The sequence below is a fragment of the Streptomyces sp. NPDC028331 genome (genome assembly GCF_055565775.1).
The window spans coordinates 101,813-118,147 of record NZ_JBVHTR010000006.1 but is presented as its reverse complement, the minus strand read 5'-3'; the positions used below and the strand labels follow the sequence as shown (position 1 = coordinate 118,147).

Sequence of the window (16,335 nt, the reverse complement as noted above, 5' to 3'; positions counted from 1 at the left end):
GCTCCGGCCCCCGGCCTGCGGTCGTCCCTGGGAGGCGGCGGTGGGCAGCTCGCCGCTGCACGTTGCCGATCCGTCCTGCGACGACCCGTCCCGCCCGCCCACGGCCCACCGGTCCGTGTCCGGCGGCAACTCCAGCAGGCGCGACAGCGTGGACGCGAAGGAGACCACCGCCTCGTAGTCGACGTCGAGTCCGCTGGTGACGGCGATCGCGAGCAACTCTTCAACGACCGACCAAGCCGCTGTCGGGTCGACTGTCCGCAGAATGGGTTGCGCATACGAGTTGGACATGGTGGCCAGTCCGTCACGCGAAGTGGAAGTTTCGGCTGGTGGGAGGCCGGCTGAACTGCAGCCACATGCCAAGGCCCCTTCCCGTTCGCCGGCCGGTCGTCATGCCGTGGCCGGCCTGCGTGCGCGCTGTGGCTTACCCGATGCCCTTTGGGAGCGTGATGGTCCCGGTGAACACACCCTGGGTGCGTTCCATCGTGTCCTGGCTGTAGCTCATGGTCCGTCCGCTGTAGGGGATGAGAAGGGTGCAGCGGAAGCGGTGGGACCTGATGCGATACGTGGAGGGGTCGAGCGCCAACACCTCCTCGACACGCTCGATCGACACCTGGTTTTCGGTCGCCGTCACACCGGCCGCGCGCAGTCGCCCGAGCGTCGGGGCGAGTTCGCGAAACGCCTTCTTCACGACGCCCCGGTTGCGCACCGCGGGAAGTTTCCCCGACGACACCTCGACTCGAAGTTCGAGCAGACCGCTCGACTTCGCGATCGAGACGGCGTCACCCGACTCCTCCCGGGCGTAGTCCTGGAACTCGGCGAGCGCGGCGACCGGATCCTCGACCACGTTCGCGATCTCCGGATCCGACAGCGGGCCGCTCTTCCACGGTGAACCGGCTCCGCCCCTCCTGACGTAGCCCGTTCCGTCGACGACGTAGACCTCTTCGGGCTTCGCGGCGCCCTTGGCGTACGTCGTTCCCGTCGAGCGCAGTGTCATGGGGCTCTGTATGCGCTGTACCGTAGCCGTGTACGTGGCGGTGCTCCGGTGCCCCTGCGCCACCAGACCCTCGTTCCCCTTCACGGTGAACGTCCAGCCCTTGTGTCCGGCCATCGCCTCCCTCGCTCGGGCGAGGAACTCCTCGGGCGTCCGTGGCAGGGCGGGTGCCGCCTGCTGCTTGGCGCCGCCGTCCGCGGAGGTCGATCCCGCCGGAGTCCCGGAAGCCGCCTGGCTGGTCCGGGTGCCGCCGCTCTCGGCGCATCCGGCCAGGGAGAGCGAGAGCAGGGACATGACAGGAACCGCCAGCGCGACGGCGGAACGGGGTCTCACGCGCGAACTCCTTCGCGGTCGGGGAGCGCCGGTTGTACAGGACGTGGGACCGTCGACGCCAGCGGGCGGACAAGCGGGACAAAGAGCGTGCGAGCGCAGTGGACGGGGCGCCGGCCGCACTTGACGGCCGTGACCGATGCGGTCGGATCCTCGCCGTCCCTGCCGGGCACCGGGGTCTCGCGGACGCCCGAGCGGTGAAAAGGTTGTACCCGCGCGGCGATTTCCCAGTGTGTTGTTTGCAACTTCTATGACCTGTGACGTCCATGCCATGGGCTGCGCTTGACCAGACGGAGGGGATCGGTTGGCGTTCCCCGGAGTGAACGAAGGGTGGGAACCCCATGGGCCAGGCGGACAAGCGCGTTCCGTCCGCGAAGGAGATGCGGCCGTACGTGGCCGCCTTCATCGCGCGCGTCACCGCCCGCAACCAGCTGCCCTTGGACTACTCCGTGGCCAGCCTGCGCGTCGTCGACTTCGTGGTCGACGGCCTGCGCAAGGGTGGGGCCGACCGGGAGCGGCTGTCCCGGACGCTCTCCGGCCTCGGCGCGTACGTCGGTGAGGTGCTCGTGCGCCGCGCGGGGGCGGCGTGGGTGGACTTCGACGCCGAGCAGCGCGCCTACTTCGGGCAGTCGGTCGGCATACGCATGCCGGACGGGCGGGTCTGGAACCCCCTCGGCAAGGTCTTCAACCGCTTCGAGGTGGGCGGCCCCGAGGAGTCCCTGCAGCGCTTCTATCTGACGTTGCACGGCAGGGCACGGAGAACGGCGGGCGCGACGTCCTGACCCACGGTCGTGTGCGCGGGGGCGGACGGCACGGTCACGCACGAGTCCGAAAGAGAGCGGGCGCCTCCGGGTACCCCCTGCGAGGATGAACCGTCTTCGCAGCGAAGGGCAGGCACGCATGGACCGTCCCACGGCTCTTGTTCCGCTCGGCTACGTCACGATCGGCGGCCGGGGTCCCGAGGACGTCGTCGTCGACCGGCGGGGGCGGGTGCTCACCGGTGTCGAGGACGGCCGCATCCTCCGCCTGGACCGACTCGCCGATCCCGCCCGCACCCGGGTCGAGGTGCTCGCCGAGACCGGTGGCCGCCCCCTCGGGCTGGAACTCCTTCCGGACGGCGACCTGTTGGTCTGCGACGCGCACCGCGGACTACTGCGGATCGGCCTCGAGGACGGCGCCGTCCGCGTCCTCGCCGGCTCGGTGGCGGGGGAGCCCCTGCGGTTCTGCAGCAACGTCGTGGCCCTGTCCGACGGCACGCTGTACTTCACGGTGTCCAGCCGCTGCTACCCGTTCGAGCGGTGGGTCGGCGACATCGTCGAACACACCGGAACGGGACGGCTGTTGCGGCTCGCCCCCGGCGCCGACGCTCCCGAGGTCCTCCTGGAGGGGCTCCAGTTCGCCAACGGCCTCGCTCCCTCCGAGGACGAGTCCTTCCTCGTCGTGGCCGAGACCGGAGCCCGGCGCCTCATCCGCTACCGGCTGACCGGGCCACGGGCCGGCCGCGCCGATCCCTTCGTCGAGGACCTGCCGGGAATGCCGGACAACCTCTGGCGCGAAGGTCCCGGCGGGCCGATCTGGGTGGCGCTCGCCGGACCCCGCGTCCCCGCTCTCGACCTGCTGCACCGCGCCACCCCGGCCGTGCGCCGCGCCGCCGCCCGGCTCGCGGTGCGCGCCCCGTACCGCCCGGCCGCCATGGCCGGCGTCCTCGCGGTCGACGACGACGGCCGTGTCCGGCGGCACCTCGTCCACCGCCCCTCCGGCTTCCGCATGGCCACGAGCGCCTGCGTCGCCGACGGCCGGCTGGTCCTCGGCAGTGTCTGGGAACGCGGGATCGCCGTGTGCGAGCTGCCCGGCACCCCCTAGAGGGGCGCCCGACCCCGCGTGTGCGCGGCCCCCGTGCCCAGCGGTAATCTGTTCCCCGGCCGCGATCATGTCCCGCGGCGCGGCGGTGGGGCCCGCCGTACCCGAACCGCGGCAGTGCCGCCGCCAACGGTCCCTACTTGCGATGAGCGTGCCCGTCCGGCAGGGCCCCGGCGAGTAGGAGAAGTACGTCCATGTCAGTCCCGCACCCCAAGAGCGCCGACACGACCGGTCCCGCGTCGCCCGAGCCCGCGCGGCGGCCGTCGCCCTGGCACGGGCAGGGACCCGTCGTCGCGGTCGTCGCCCTCGGCGGCGGCATCGGCGCCACGGCCCGCTACGGCGCCTCGCTGCTGTGGCCCGCAGTGGCCGGGGGATTCCCCTGGACCACGTTCGGGGTCAACCTCGTCGGCTGCGCCGTGATCGGCGTCTTCATGGTCGTCATCACCGACGTGTGGGCGGCCCACCGGCTGGTGCGGCCCTTCTTCGGCACCGGTGTGCTCGGCGGTTTCACCACCTTCTCGACGTACGCCGTCGACATCCAGAAACTGGTCGACGCGGGCCAGCCGCGCACGGCGCTCGCCTACCTGTTCGCGACCCTCCTAGGGGCCCTGGCCTCCGTATGGCTCGCGATGACGGCCACCCGTCGCCTCCTGGCGTGGCGGCAGCGATGAACGACACCACCGACCGGCGCCCGCGGAGGCGGCCATGACACGACTGACCGGCAGGGCCCTGAGGCTGACCGTCTACGTCGGCGAGCACGACACCTGGCACCACAAGCCCCTCTACAGCGAGATCGTGCACCGGGCGCACGCCGCGGGTCTCGCGGGCGCGAGCGTCTTCCGCGGCATCGAGGGCTTCGGCGTTTCCTCGCTGATCCACACCTCCAGGCTGCTGTCGCTGAGCGAGGACCTGCCGGTCGCCGTCGTGATCGTCGACTCGGAGGAGCGCGTCCGGGCGTTCCTGCCCCGGCTCGACGAACTCGTCACCGAAGGGCTCGTGACGCTCGACGACTGCGAAGTCATCCGGTACGCCGGACGCGGGGAAGGTGAGAAATGGTTGTGAACTGGCTGCTGGTGATCACAGGTGCCGTGGTCGGTGCCCCCCTGCGCTACCTCACCGACCGCGCGGTGCAGCTCAAGCACGACACGGTCTTCCCCTGGGGCACCCTGGTCGTCAATGTCACGGGCTGCCTGATCCTCGGCCTCCTGACCGGGGCCGCCGCGGCCGGACATGCCTCCCCTCACCTGCAACTGCTGCTCGGCACGGGGCTGTGCGGGGCGCTGACCACGTACTCGACGTTCTCGTACGAGACACTGCGGCTGACCGAGACCGGCGCGGGGTTCTACGCTGCCGCCAATGTCGTCGCGAGCGTGACGGCGGGCCTCGGTGCGGCTTTTGCCGGGGTCGCGCTCGCCCAGGCGGTGTGGCCCTAGTCGGCGGCCGTCACCCGCGCGTAGTAAAAACGTCTCTGCACCACCGTCTACAGCACTGTCGACCAACTCCTCAGAACTGGATCCCATGAGCGTCATCAACGTCGGTCAGGCCGCCGTCCTCGGAGTCGTCGAGGGATTGACCGAATTCCTCCCCGTGTCCTCGACCGGCCATCTCAAGATCACTGAGGGGCTGATGAAGATCCCCGTCGACGACAAGGCCGTCGTCGGCTTCTCGGCCGTCATCCAGGTCGGCGCGATCGCGGCCGTGCTCCTGTACTTCTTCAAGGACATCGTGCGGATCGTCTCGGCGTGGTTCCGGGGCCTGTTCAACAAGCAGGAGCGGTACCACCACGACTACAAGTTCGCCTGGTGGGTGATCGCCGCGACCATCCCGATCGTCGTGGTCGGCCTGGCCGCCAAGCCGCTCATCGACGGTCCGCTCGCCTCGCTGTGGGTGGTGGCGGGCTCGCTGATCGTCGGCAGTGGTGTGATGTGGTGCGCGGACCAGATGGGCCGGCACAAGCGCGGCGAGGACGACACCTCCTTCAAGGACGCGATGCTGGTCGGCAGCTCCCAGATCCTCGCCCTGCTCTTCCCGGGCTTCTCCCGCTCCGGCGCGACCATGTCCACCGCGCTCATCCTCGACCTCGACCGGGTCGCCGCCACCCGCCTCTCCTTCTTCCTCGGCATCCCGGCCCTCACCGGCGCCGGTCTCTACGAGCTGAAGGACGCCCTGGGGACGGGTGTGGGCGCCGCGCCGCTGGCCGTCGGCACGATCGTGTCGTTCGTGGTCGCCTACGCCTCGATCGCGTGGCTGCTGAAGTTCGTCGCCAAGCACTCCTTCAACGCGTTCGTGATCTACCGGATCGTGATCGGGCTGGGCCTTCTCGGCCTGCTCGCGACCGGCGTGCTGAGCTGACCGGCGCGGGGGAGAGCCGCACGGGCTGAGACTCGCCTGCGGTGCCCGCACGGGCACGCCGCCGATCACCAGGGGCCGGGAAGCCCGTATTCAGGCCTCCCGGCCCCTGAAAGTTTCCTTACCACGCCCCTTGACAGCCCCGTCCCGTTACCCGGAGGATCAACCACCGTGAACCTGTCAGACAGCCAGACAGGTGGTCCGGGCCCGCGGCGCGTCAGCGCGATGGAAGCGGTCCTCACCCACCTTCGCGGCGCCATCGAGCGCGGCGAGTACGCCATCGGTGACAAGCTCCCCTCCGAGGCCGAGCTGTGCCGCACCCTCGAGGTGAGCCGCCCCGTGCTGCGCGAGGCCCTGCGGGCGCTGCAGACCATGGGGCTGACCGTCTCCCGGACCGGCAAGGGCACCTTCGTCGTCGCCAACGCCGTCGATGACCCCACCTTCGGCGACTACGCGGCGAGCGACCTGCTGGAGGTGCGCCGGCACATCGAGATCCCGGTCGCCGGGTACGCGGCGCTGCGCCGCACCCCGGAGAACCTGGACCACCTGGCCCATCTGCTGGACCGGATGGAGCGGGAGACGGACACCACCGCGTGGGTCGCGATGGACACCCTCTTCCACCTCGCCGTGGCCGAGGCCGCCCAGAACCCGGTCTTCCGCCGGGTCATCGAGGAGATCCGCGACGCACTGGCGCGTCAGTCGGCCTTCCTCAACGAACTGGGCGGCCGGCGCGAGCAGTCCAACCGGGAGCACCGGGCGATCGTCGAGGCGCTGACGGACGGTTCCGAAGACGACGCGGTGGCGGCCATGGCCCACCACCTCGACCGCGTCGAGACCACCCTCACCGACATCCTGCGCCCCCGGCGCACGGATCTCCCCACGGAAGGCGGACCAGAGGCGTGAGCGAACAGCACCTCAAAGAAGAGACGCGCCCATCGTCCGGTCACGTCGACGCCGGAGACGCGGGCTACAGCAAGTCCCTGAAGTCCCGGCACGTCAACATGATCGCCATCGGCGGTGCCATCGGCACCGGCCTTTTCCTCGGCGCCGGCGGCCGCCTCGCCGACGCCGGCCCCTCCCTGTTCGTCGCGTACGCGGTCTGCGGCGTCTTCGCCTTCCTGGTGGTGCGCGCGCTCGGCGAACTCGTCCTGTACCGGCCCTCGTCCGGCGCCTTCGTGTCCTACGCCCGGGAGTTCCTGGGCGAGAAGGGCGCGTACACCGCCGGCTGGATGTACTTCCTCAACTGGGCGACCACCGGCATCGCCGACATCACCGCCGTGGCCACCTACACCCACTACTGGGGCCTGTTCTCCGACATCCCGCAGTGGGTCATCGCACTCATCGCCCTGGCCGTGGTCCTCACCGTGAACCTCATCTCGGTGAAGATCTTCGGCGAACTGGAGTTCTGGTTCGCCATCGTCAAGGTCAGCGCGCTCGTGGTCTTCATGGCGATCGCCATCTTCCTGCTGGTCACCCAGCACAAGGTCGACGGCAACGCCCCGGGCGTGTCCCTGATCACCGACCACGGCGGCGTCTTCCCCAACGGCGTGCTGCCGATGCTGCTGATCATCCAGGGCGTCGTCTTCGCCTACGCCTCCGTGGAGCTGGTCGGCGTCGCCGCAGGCGAGACCGAGAACCCCGAGAAGATCATGCCGAAGGCGATCAACTCGATCATGTGGCGCGTGGGCCTGTTCTACGTCGGCTCGGTCGTCCTGCTGTCGATGCTGCTGCCGTGGAACAAGTACTCCGCCGGTGAGAGCCCCTTCGTGACGGTCCTGTCCCACATCGGCGTCCCGGCGGCCGGCGGCGTGATGAACCTCGTCGTCCTCACCGCGGCCATGTCCTCGCTCAACTCCGGCCTGTACTCCACCGGCCGCATCCTGCGCTCCATGGCGATGTCCGGCTCCGCGCCGAAGTTCACCGGCGTGATGAGCCGCAGCCAGGTCCCCTACGGCGGCATCCTGCTCACCAGCGGGATCTGCGTCCTCGGCGTCGGCCTCAACTTCGTGGTCCCGGCGGACGCGTTCGAGATCGTGCTCAACTTCGCGGCGATCGGCATCCTGTCCACCTGGGGCATGATCATGATCTGTCACCTGCTCTTCTGGCGGAAGACGCAGAGGGGTGAGCTGACCCGCCCGGGCTACCGCCTGCCCGGCTCCCCGTGGACCGAGATCGTCACGCTCGGTTTCCTCGCCTCCGTGTTCGTCCTGATGTACGCCGACGGCGGCGCGGGCCGCACCACCGTGCTGTGCCTGCCGCTGATCGTCGCCGCCCTCGTCGCCGGCTGGTACGGCGTCCGCGGCCGGGGCGGCCGCAGTAAATCCCCCAAGGTGAATGTGTGAACCACGCAGTGTTGTACGGAAGTCCGGTGGCCGAGGCTCCTGTGATTCGGGAGCCCCTGCACGCCCCTGTCGCCCACCTCGTCCGCGGTGGCGTCATCGAAGGGATCCACTACGGCTCGGTCGTCGTCCTCGGCGCCGACGGAAGAGTGGAGTTCCAACTCGGTGACATCGAGGCCGCCTTCTACCCGCGCTCGGCGCTCAAGCCCGTGCAGGCGGTGGCCATGGTGCGCGCCGGGCTTCCGCTCGACGGGGAGCTGCTGTCGCTGACCGCGGCCAGCCACTCCGGAGAGGAACGGCACCTGGCCGGCACCCGGCGGATCCTGGAGCTGGCCGGTGTCACCGAGGACGACCTCCGCAACGTCCCCGACCTGCCGTACGACCCGGTCGTGCGCGACGACTGGATCCGCGCGGGCCGCCTACCCTCCCGGCTCGCCCAGAACTGCTCCGGCAAGCACGCCGCCATGCTGTACACCTGCAAGCTCAACGGCTGGCCCTTGGAGAGCTACCTCGACCCGGGCCACCCCCTGCAGCAGGCCATCGCCGAGATCGTCGAGGACCTCACCGGCCAGGCGATCGCCCGGGTCACCGTCGACGGCTGCGGCGCGCCCCTGTTCTCCCTGTCGCTGCACGGGCTCGCCCGCGCCGCCGCCCGCATCACCACCGCGCCGGCCGGCACCCCGGAGGCGCGAGTGGCGCACGCCCTGCGCGAGCACGCCGAGATGGCCTCCGGCTCCGGGCGCGATGTCGCCGCGCTGATGCGGGCCGTGCCCGGTCTGCTCGCCAAGGACGGCTTCGAAGGCGTCCAGGTCGCCGCGCTGCCGGACGGCCGGGCCGTCGCCGTGAAGATCGCCGACGGGGCGAACCGGGCACGGATCCCGGTCGCCGCGGCGGCCCTCGCCCGCGCCGGCGTCGACCCCGCGGCGCTCACCGAGTTCGCGGGCGAGCCGCTGCTCGGCGGCGGCGAGCCGGTCGGCAGCGTCCGGCCGGTCCGCGCACTCGACCCGCTCACCCCCACGCCCGCCTGACCGACTCGTCCCCCTCCGAGAGAAGGCCCGCACAGCCATGACCGCCGCAGCCCACCGCAGCGAACACGACCTGCTCGGTTACCGCGACGTACCCGCCGAGGCGTACTGGGGCATCCATACCCTGCGCGCCAAGGAGAACTTCCCCATCACCGGGACGCCGATCTCCGCCTACCCGCACCTGATCGACGCCCTCGCCGCCGTCAAGGAGGCCGCCGCCCTGGCCAACGAGGAACTGGGCCTGCTGGAGCCGGAGAAGGCCGCCGCCATCGTGGAGGCGTGCCGCGAGATCCGCGACGGAAAGCTGCACGACCAGTTCGTCGTCGACGTCATCCAGGGCGGCGCGGGCACCTCGACCAACATGAACGCCAACGAGGTGGTCGCCAACCGGGCGCTGGAGCTGCTGGGACACGCCAGGGGCGAGTACCGGTACCTGCACCCCAACGAGGACGTCAACCTGGGCCAGTCCACCAACGACGTCTATCCGACCGCCGTGAAGATCGCGACGGTGTACGCGGTGCGCGGGCTGCTCAGGGCGATGGCGGTGCTCCAGGACGCCTTCGCGGCCAAGGCCGTGGAGTTCCGTGACGTGCTGAAGATGGGCCGCACCCAGTTGCAGGACGCGGTGCCGATGACGCTGGGGCAGGAGTTCTCGGCGTATGCGGTCATGCTGGAGGAGGACCGCAGCCGGCTGGCGGAGGCGGTGGAGCTGATCCACGAGATCAACCTCGGCGCCACGGCGATCGGCACCGGCCTCAACGCCCCCGCCGGATACGCCGAGGCCGCACGCCGGCACCTGTCGGACATCACCGGACTGCGCCTGGTGACCGCCGCCAACCTGGTCGAGGCCACCCAGGACTGCGGCGCCTTCGTCCAGATGTCCGGCGTGCTCAAGCGGATCGCCGTCAAGCTCTCCAAGAGCTGCAACGACCTGCGCCTCCTGTCCTCCGGGCCGCGGGCGGGGCTGAACGAGATCAACCTGCCGCCCGTGCAGGCCGGTTCGTCGATCATGCCCGGCAAGGTGAACCCGGTGATCCCGGAGGTCGTCAACCAGGTCGCTTTCGAGGTGATCGGCAACGACGTCACCATCACCATGGCCGCGGAAGCCGGGCAGCTCCAGCTCAACGCGTTCGAGCCGGTCATCCTGCACTCCCTTTCCGAGAGCATCACGCATCTGGAGCGGGCCTGCCTGACCCTGGCCGAGCGGTGCGTCGCCGGCATCACGGCCAACGAGAAGGAACTGCGGGCGGCGGTGGAGAACTCCATCGGCCTGGTCACCGCGCTCAACCCCCACATCGGCTACGAGGCGGCCACCGGCATCGCCAAGGAGGCCCTCGCCACCGGGCGCGGCGTGGCCGAACTCGTCCTGGAGAAGGGCCTGCTGCCCGCAGAACGGCTGGAGCGGCTGCTGCGGCCCGAGGTCGTCGCGGGCAGCGGTTCCCCGGAGGTCTGACGGTGACCACGGACGCGCCCGTGAACTTCCGGCCCGTGCTGGAACGCATCGCCGAAGAGATGGAGCAGCGCCCCGGCCGTGGCCGGTCCGCCGACTACATTCCGGCGCTCGCCGCCTTGGACCCGCGCCGCTTCGGCATGGCCCTCGCCGAACCGGACGGCACGGTGTACGGGGTGGGGGAGTGGCGTGAGCCGTTCTCCACCCAGTCCATCACCAAGGTCTTCACCCTGGCCCTCGAACTCGCCCGCGAGGGCGACGCGCTGTGGGAGCACGTGGGCCGGGAGCCGTCCGGCAACCCGTTCAACTCCCTGGTCCAGCTCGAGTACGAGAACGGCATCCCGCGCAACCCCTTCATCAACGCGGGCGCCCTCGTCGTCACCGACCGGCTGCACACCCGCACCGGTGACGCGGCCCGCACCCTGCTCGACTTCCTGCGCGCCGAGAGCGGCAATCCCGGCCTGTGTTTCGATGAGGAGGTCGCCGCCTCCGAGGCCGCGCACGGCGACCGCAACGCCGCCCTCGCCCACTTCATGGCGTCCTACGGCAACGTCGGCAACCCGGTGCCGGTGCTCCTCGAGCAGTACTTCCGCCAGTGCTCCCTCACCGCGTCCTGCGCGGACCTCGCCCTCGCCACCGGGTTCCTGGCCCGCCACGGCGTCCGCGCCGACGGCACCCGGCTGCTGACCCGCAGCCAGGCCAAGCAGGTCAACGCGGTGATGCTGACCTGCGGCACGTACGACGCGGCGGGCGACTTCGCCTACCGGGTCGGCCTGCCCGGCAAGAGCGGCGTCGGCGGCGGCATCATCGCGGTCGTGCCGGGCCGCTGCACGCTGTGCGTGTGGAGCCCCGGCCTCGACGAACGCGGCAACTCGGTGGCGGGCGTCGCTGCGCTCGACCGCTTCACCACGCTGACGGGGTTGTCCGTGTTCTGACCGGGACGTCCGTGCCGCCGTGCGACCACCGATCACACGGCGGTCACACCCAGGCCGCCCCCGCGAGGGACGGATGTCACGTTCCCGCCACCCGGTGTTGACACGCTTCCCGAGTGTTGGCCATGGCTTTCCCCGTCGATCTCCGCCGCTGCCAGGCCCTCGGTCTGGCCGGTACCGCCTTTCTCGCACTGGGCGGTGAGACCGCCGGGGCCCTGCCGGTCGAGGACCTGGTCTCCCCCGAGTCCGGGCGCGCCGCGCTCGGGCTGGTGGCGGTGTACTTCGGTGTCGTCCTGCTGATCGCCGCCTGGGCCCTGCTCGGCAAGGTGATCCGCGGACCCGAACCGCCGACGCCGCGGGCCCTGCTGCTCGTCCTCGCCACCTGGGCGGCACCCCTGCTCCTGGCCCCGCCGCTGTTCAGCCGGGACGTCTACAGCTATCTCGCCCAGGGCGCCATGGTCCACTCCCACCTCGACGTCTACGCCTACGGGCCCGCACGGCTCGGCGGCCCCCTCGCGGACGAGGTGGCGCCGGTGTGGCGGGACACCGCGGCCCCCTACGGCCCGGTCTTCCTCGTCGTCGCCTCCGCGCTGTCCGGACTGACGCGCGGCGAACTGCCGGCCGGGCTGCTCGGCATGCGGCTCGTCGCGTTGCTCGGTGTCGCCCTGATGGCGTTCGCACTGCCACGGCTCGCCAGGCACTGCGGCGCGGATCCGGCCGCCGCCCTGTGGCTCGGCGCCCTCAACCCCCTGGTCCTGCTGCACCTGGTCGCCGGCGCCCACAACGACGCCATCATGCTCGGCCTGCTCGGCATGGGCCTGCTCGCCGCCCGCGGCCGGCTGCACGTCCTGGGCGTCGTCCTGGTCACGCTCGCCGCGCTGGTCAAGGCGCCGGCGGCGCTCGGCCTGCTCGCCGTGATCGCGCTGCGCCGGCACGTCGGCGTCGTCCGGGCGACGGTGACGACCACGGTGGTCGCGTGCGCCACCACCATCGCCGCCACGGCCGTCGCCGGCACCGGGTACGGCTGGGTGGCCGCACTGAGGACCCCCGTCTCCCCGCACAACTGGTCACCCACCAGCATCCTGGGCCGCGTCACCGGCCGGCTGCTCGACGCTCTCGGCAGCGGCCTCGCGCCCCTCGCGGAACCGGCCTGGCACACGGTCGGAGTCGCCGCGACCGGGATCGCCGTGCTGGTCATCTGGGTGAAGCTGCGGCCCGCCCCGGTCTACGCTCTCGGCCTGAGCCTCGCCGTCGTCGCCGTCCTCGGCCCCGCCATCCGCCCCTGGTACGCCCTGTGGGGCCTGTTCCTCATCGCCGCCGCGGCCCCCAGCACCTCCGTACGCCACCGCGTGGCCGCCGCCACCGCCGTCCTGGCGCTCGCCGTCCTGCCGAGCGGCGGCCCGCCCGACCTCGCGCAGGTGGTGCTGGCCGTCTCCGGCGGCGTCCTCGCCGTGGTCGTGCTCTGGCAGGCCCACCAGGCCGCCCGGACACCGGCCCTGGGACGGACCGCGTGAGAGCGCCGCGCACCCAGAAGGGACGGCTCGCCCTCGTCCTCGCCCTCGCCGCCGCCGTGACCCTCTTCACCGCCACCGTGCCGCTGCTGCGCGGCTGGTTCGACCTGCGCGTCTACTACGGGACCATCGACGCCTGGGTGCACCACGGCGGCCACATCTACGACTACCGGGTGCCGGGGACGACGTACGGGTTCACCTATCCGCCGTTCGCGGCGCTGAGCATGCTCCCGATGGCGTTCGTCGGCCTGCACACGGCGATCGCGGTCGCCCTGCTGTTCAACCTGGCGGCCCTCGCCGCCGTGGTGTGGATCCTCGTCGGCCGGGAGCTGAGCCGCCACGGCTGGTTCGGCTGGGGCCTGGCCGCCTGCGCGCTGGCCCTGTTCGAACCCGTCCGGGACACCTTCAGCTTCGGGCAGGTCAACCTCCTGCTGCTGGCGCTCGTGCTCGCCGACGCCTGGCTGCTGTCCACCGGGCGCGGGCGCTGGGCGGGGGCCGGTATCGGGCTCTCGGCGGCCGTCAAGCTCACCCCGGTGGTCTTCATCGGTCTGCTGCTGCTCGCCCGCAGATGGCGGGCCGCCGCCGTCGCCACCGCCGTCGCGGGGGCCGCCACCCTGCTGGCGGCGTGGGCGACCCCCAACGCCTCGCACTTCTACTGGACCAGCGCCGTCTGGGACACCACGCGCATCGGCCGCCTCGACTATGTCTCCAACCAGTCCTTGCAGGGCGTCCTCGCCCGGCTGGCGGCACCGGACGATCCGAGCCGGGCCGCCTGGGCACTGGCCGTCGTCCTGATCCTCGCGGTGTGGGCGTGGCGCGCGCACCGCGCGCTGCGGGCCGGGGACTGGCGGGCCGCCTTCGCGCTCACCGGGCTCACCGCCTGCCTGATCTCCCCGATCACCTGGGTGCACCATCTGGTGTGGCTGCTGCCGTCGTTCGCCGTCCTGGTGCACGCACGCCGGCTGCGCACCGCGGCCGCCCTGTACACGGTGCTGTGCACCAGCGTGGTGTGGCTGTGGTTCCACGACTCGTCCGGGATCGACGGCTTCGTGGGCAGCAACACCTACACCTGGATCACCCTCGGCCTGCTGCTCGGGCTGCCGGTCGGTCAGCCCCGTTTCGGCCGCCTGCCCAGCAGCCGCAGCGCCAGCGCGACCGCCGCGCCCGTACCGAGACCGACGGCGCCCGCGAGCGTCGCCGCCTCCGGCCAGGCGGACGGGGCGTCGTCCTCCTTGCGGGGCGTCACCGTCGGCAGCGCGGTGGGACCGGACCGCGCCGCGCGCGAGCCCTCGGGCAGCAGCGAGCCGACCGGTGTCACCCGCCCGGCGGCCTCGAAGCCCCAGTCGAGCAGCGAGCGGGCCTCCTCGTAGACCGCGAGCCCGCCGCCCCGCTGAGGGTTCATCACCGTCACCACGAGGGTGCGCCCACCGTGGCGGGCCGCGGCCACGAGGGTGTTGCCGGCGTTGCTGGTGTAGCCGTTCTTGATGCCGAGCAGCCCCGGGTAGCGCGCGACACCGTCCGCGCCGGTCAGCAGCCGGTTGGTGTTCCGGATCCCGTACGACCCGCCGTCACCGGGGAACGTCGACTCCGCGAGGGAGCAGTAGCGTGCGAAGTCCCGATTGTGCAGCCCGGCCCGTCCGAACACCGCGAGGTCGTACGCCGACGACACCTGTCCGGGAGCGTCGTACCCGTCGGGGGAGACCACATGGGTGTCGAGGGCGCCCAGTTGCCGGGCCTTGGCCTGCATCTGGCGGACGGTGGCCGGCACGCCGCCGTTGAGCGCGGCCAGCACGTGCACCGCGTCGTTGCCGGAGTGCAGGAAGACGCCCTTCCACAGGTCGCTCACCCGGTAGGTGAGGCCCTCCTTGACGCCGACGAGACTGCTGCCTGGCCCGATGCCCCGCAGTTCCGGCGCCTTGACGGTGTGCCGGGTGCCGGCGGGCAGCGCCGGCAGCACGGTGAGCGCGAACAGCGTCTTGAGGGTGCTCGCTGGCGGCAGGGGAAGGTGGGCGTCGTGCGCGGCGAGCACATCGCCGGTGTCCGCGTCGGCCACCAGCCACGACAGCGCCGACACGTACGGCACCTCGGGGGCATCCGAGCGCGGCCGCACCTGGGTTCCGGGCCCGTACAGGAGCGGCGGCTGCGACGCGGCGGGCCCGGGGGCGCCGGCGCCGGTGCCCGTGCGAGCGACGGCGGGGAGCGGCGCCAGGGCCGCCATGGCGACCGCACCGAGAGCGCAGCAGGAGACGAGGGCGCGAGACGAGAATCCGATGCTCATACCGGACACCGTAGGAACGCTCGGTGCGTCTCCGCCCGGTCGGCGTGAGCCGAGTGGCGGCATCGTCCACCCGGATGCCTGACGTCGGGACGTGTCCGGCCGGCGGGGATTCAGCCGGCCGGAAGCGTGGGCTGGACCTGGCGCAGGAAGGCCGCGTTGCCGGGCGTCGCCCGCATCCGCTCCAGCAGGGTCTCCACGGCGGACTGCCCCTGTGACTGCAGGGCGCGCCGCAACCCTCGAACGGCCGACAACTCGCTGGCGGACAGCAGCAGTTCCTCGCGCCGGGTGCCGGACCCGGCGATGTCGACGGCCGGGTGGATGCGCCGCGCGGCCAGGGCACGGTCGAGGCGCAGCTCCATGTTGCCGGTGCTCTTCAGCTCCTCGAAGAAGAACTCGTCCGCCCGGGATCCGGTCTCGACCAGGGCCGTGGCCAGGATGGTGAGGGAACCGCCCTCCTCGGTCAGACGGGCGGCGCCGAAGAACCGCTTCGGGCCGTGCAGGGCGGATGCGTCGACGCCGCCGCTGAGGGTGCGGCCACCGGAGGAGGCCGCGTTGTTGTGCGCCCGGCACAACCGGGTCAGCGAGTCCAGCAGGACGACGACGTCCTGCCCCTGCTCGACCAGCCGCTTGGCGCGCTCGACGACCAGTTCGGCGAGCGCGATGTGCTGCCTGGGCGTGCGGTCGAACGTGGAGGCGAACACGTCGCCGCGCACCGAGCGCCGCATGTCGGTGACCTCCTCGGGCCGCTCGTCGAGCAGCACCACCATCAGGCGGCACTCCGGGTGGTTGCCGGCGACCGCCGCGGCGATCTGCTGGAGCAGCACGGTCTTGCCGGTCTTGGGAGGAGCCACGATCAGCCCGCGCTGGCCCTTGCCGACCGGCGCGAGGAGGTCCATGACCCGTCCGCCGAGGCCCGCCGCCGGGTGCTCGAGCCGCAGCCGCTCGTGCGGGTGCAGCGGGGTCAGGTCGCGGAAGTGCGGACGGCCGCGCAGGTCCTTCGGGGTCCGGCCGTTGACCAGCTCGACCTCGGTGAGGGAGCGCCCGGTGCGGGTGCCGGAGAGGGTGTCGCCCTTGCGCAGGCCGTGACGGTGGATCAGGGCGGGGGAGACGGGGAGGTCGGCGGGCGAGGCGAGGCAGCTTTCGCCCCGCAGGTGACCCTTCCCGCCGGTGTCGATGTCGAGGACACCGGTCACGGTCTGCGGCGTTCGCTCCTGCTGGACAGGGGGGTGTTCGAGTGTGGTGGTCATGGAGGTCCTTTCACGAACGGAAG

Annotated in this window: 16 protein-coding genes and 1 pseudogene; 14 read left to right on the top strand and 3 right to left on the bottom strand. The window is 71.7% G+C overall.

Annotated features, from left to right (window positions below; translation table 11 throughout):
- Positions 1–40: 40 nt before the first annotated feature.
- Positions 41–178 (top strand): hypothetical protein, encoded by a 138-nt coding sequence (locus ACZ4SW_RS10475; protein ID WP_468240583.1) that lies wholly within the window; start codon positions 41–43, stop codon positions 176–178.
- A gap of 243 nt (positions 179–421) precedes the next feature.
- Here the strand turns inward: ACZ4SW_RS10475 and ACZ4SW_RS10470 are convergent, their stop codons facing one another.
- The gene (locus ACZ4SW_RS10470) at positions 422–1,324 is read right to left on the bottom strand and encodes a hypothetical protein (protein ID WP_468240581.1); all 903 of its coding nucleotides are present in this window, start codon (positions 1,322–1,324) and stop codon (positions 422–424) included.
- Between the two features lie 338 nt (positions 1,325–1,662).
- On the opposite strand from ACZ4SW_RS10470, the gene ACZ4SW_RS10465 reads away from it, so the two are divergent.
- The 13 genes from ACZ4SW_RS10465 (at position 1,663) to ACZ4SW_RS10405 (ending at position 14,157) form a co-directional block, all read left to right on the top strand.
- Entirely contained in the window at positions 1,663–2,103 is a 441-nt protein-coding gene (locus ACZ4SW_RS10465; protein ID WP_468240579.1) for a hypothetical protein, read from the top strand.
- Between the two features lie 118 nt (positions 2,104–2,221).
- Positions 2,222–3,184, top strand: a complete 963-nt coding sequence (locus ACZ4SW_RS10460; RefSeq protein ID WP_468240576.1) for an SMP-30/gluconolactonase/LRE family protein — start codon at positions 2,222–2,224, stop codon at positions 3,182–3,184.
- Positions 3,185–3,375: 191 nt separating this feature from the next.
- Positions 3,376–3,852 (top strand): fluoride efflux transporter CrcB, encoded by a 477-nt coding sequence (gene crcB, locus ACZ4SW_RS10455; RefSeq protein ID WP_468240574.1) that lies wholly within the window; start codon positions 3,376–3,378, stop codon positions 3,850–3,852.
- A 34-nt stretch (positions 3,853–3,886) separates the two neighbouring features.
- Positions 3,887–4,243: a DUF190 domain-containing protein gene (locus tag ACZ4SW_RS10450; protein ID WP_468240571.1), complete on the top strand. Its 357-nt coding sequence runs from the start codon at positions 3,887–3,889 to the stop codon at positions 4,241–4,243.
- Entirely contained in the window at positions 4,240–4,614 is a 375-nt protein-coding gene (gene crcB, locus ACZ4SW_RS10445) for a fluoride efflux transporter CrcB (RefSeq protein WP_468241248.1), read from the top strand. Before ACZ4SW_RS10450 ends, crcB (ACZ4SW_RS10445) begins: the two co-directional genes overlap by 4 nt.
- 85 nt (positions 4,615–4,699) lie before the next feature.
- Positions 4,700–5,533 (top strand): undecaprenyl-diphosphate phosphatase, encoded by an 834-nt coding sequence (locus tag ACZ4SW_RS10440; protein WP_468240569.1) that lies wholly within the window; start codon positions 4,700–4,702, stop codon positions 5,531–5,533.
- 222 nt (positions 5,534–5,755) lie between these two features.
- A complete protein-coding gene (locus tag ACZ4SW_RS10435; protein WP_468241246.1) occupies positions 5,756–6,433 on the top strand; it encodes a FadR/GntR family transcriptional regulator in 678 nt (225 codons plus the stop codon).
- Complete coding sequence (locus ACZ4SW_RS10430; RefSeq protein ID WP_468240566.1) at positions 6,430–7,872, top strand: amino acid permease; 1,443 nt, start codon at positions 6,430–6,432, stop codon at positions 7,870–7,872. The genes ACZ4SW_RS10435 and ACZ4SW_RS10430 overlap by 4 nt, the downstream gene beginning before the upstream one ends.
- Positions 7,873–7,883: 11 nt before the next feature.
- Positions 7,884–8,897: an asparaginase gene (locus ACZ4SW_RS10425; protein ID WP_468241243.1), complete on the top strand. Its 1,014-nt coding sequence runs from the start codon at positions 7,884–7,886 to the stop codon at positions 8,895–8,897.
- 37 nt (positions 8,898–8,934) lie between these two features.
- On the top strand, positions 8,935–10,347 hold the full coding sequence (gene aspA / locus ACZ4SW_RS10420) for an aspartate ammonia-lyase (RefSeq protein ID WP_468240564.1): 1,413 nt from the start codon (positions 8,935–8,937) through the stop codon (positions 10,345–10,347).
- A 2-nt stretch (positions 10,348–10,349) separates the two neighbouring features.
- Positions 10,350–11,279: a glutaminase gene (locus ACZ4SW_RS10415; protein ID WP_468240562.1), complete on the top strand. Its 930-nt coding sequence runs from the start codon at positions 10,350–10,352 to the stop codon at positions 11,277–11,279.
- Between the two features lie 122 nt (positions 11,280–11,401).
- Positions 11,402–12,790 (top strand): polyprenol phosphomannose-dependent alpha 1,6 mannosyltransferase MptB, encoded by a 1,389-nt coding sequence (gene mptB, locus ACZ4SW_RS10410; protein ID WP_468240559.1) that lies wholly within the window; start codon positions 11,402–11,404, stop codon positions 12,788–12,790.
- Positions 12,787–14,157 carry a glycosyltransferase 87 family protein gene (locus ACZ4SW_RS10405; RefSeq protein WP_468240557.1) on the top strand — a complete coding sequence of 457 codons (1,371 nt, stop codon included), beginning with the start codon at positions 12,787–12,789 and terminating at the stop codon, positions 14,155–14,157. Before mptB ends, ACZ4SW_RS10405 begins: the two co-directional genes overlap by 4 nt.
- A 35-nt stretch (positions 14,158–14,192) precedes the next feature.
- Here ACZ4SW_RS10405 and ACZ4SW_RS10400 read toward each other — a convergent pair.
- Positions 14,193–15,005: pseudogene (locus tag ACZ4SW_RS10400) on the bottom strand (D-alanyl-D-alanine carboxypeptidase family protein); the annotation flags it as partial.
- Between the two features lie 170 nt (positions 15,006–15,175).
- On the bottom strand, positions 15,176–16,312 hold the full coding sequence (gene rho, locus ACZ4SW_RS10395; RefSeq protein ID WP_468240555.1) for a transcription termination factor Rho: 1,137 nt from the start codon (positions 16,310–16,312) through the stop codon (positions 15,176–15,178).
- Positions 16,313–16,335: the final 23 nt, after the last annotated feature.

Coding starts and splice junctions, on each gene's coding strand:
- ACZ4SW_RS10450 (WP_468240571.1), top strand. CDS start 3,887: ATGACACGACTGACCGGCAGGGCCCTGAGGCTGACCGTCTACGTCGGC.
- ACZ4SW_RS10435 (WP_468241246.1), top strand. CDS start 5,756: ATGGAAGCGGTCCTCACCCACCTTCGCGGCGCCATCGAGCGCGGCGAG.
- mptB (WP_468240559.1), top strand. CDS start 11,402: ATGGCTTTCCCCGTCGATCTCCGCCGCTGCCAGGCCCTCGGTCTGGCC.
- crcB (WP_468240574.1), top strand. CDS start 3,376: ATGTCAGTCCCGCACCCCAAGAGCGCCGACACGACCGGTCCCGCGTCG.
- ACZ4SW_RS10465 (WP_468240579.1), top strand. CDS start 1,663: ATGGGCCAGGCGGACAAGCGCGTTCCGTCCGCGAAGGAGATGCGGCCG.
- ACZ4SW_RS10440 (WP_468240569.1), top strand. CDS start 4,700: ATGAGCGTCATCAACGTCGGTCAGGCCGCCGTCCTCGGAGTCGTCGAG.
- ACZ4SW_RS10460 (WP_468240576.1), top strand. CDS start 2,222: ATGGACCGTCCCACGGCTCTTGTTCCGCTCGGCTACGTCACGATCGGC.
- rho (WP_468240555.1), bottom strand. CDS start 16,312: ATGACCACCACACTCGAACACCCCCCTGTCCAGCAGGAGCGAACGCCG.
- aspA (WP_468240564.1), top strand. CDS start 8,935: ATGACCGCCGCAGCCCACCGCAGCGAACACGACCTGCTCGGTTACCGC.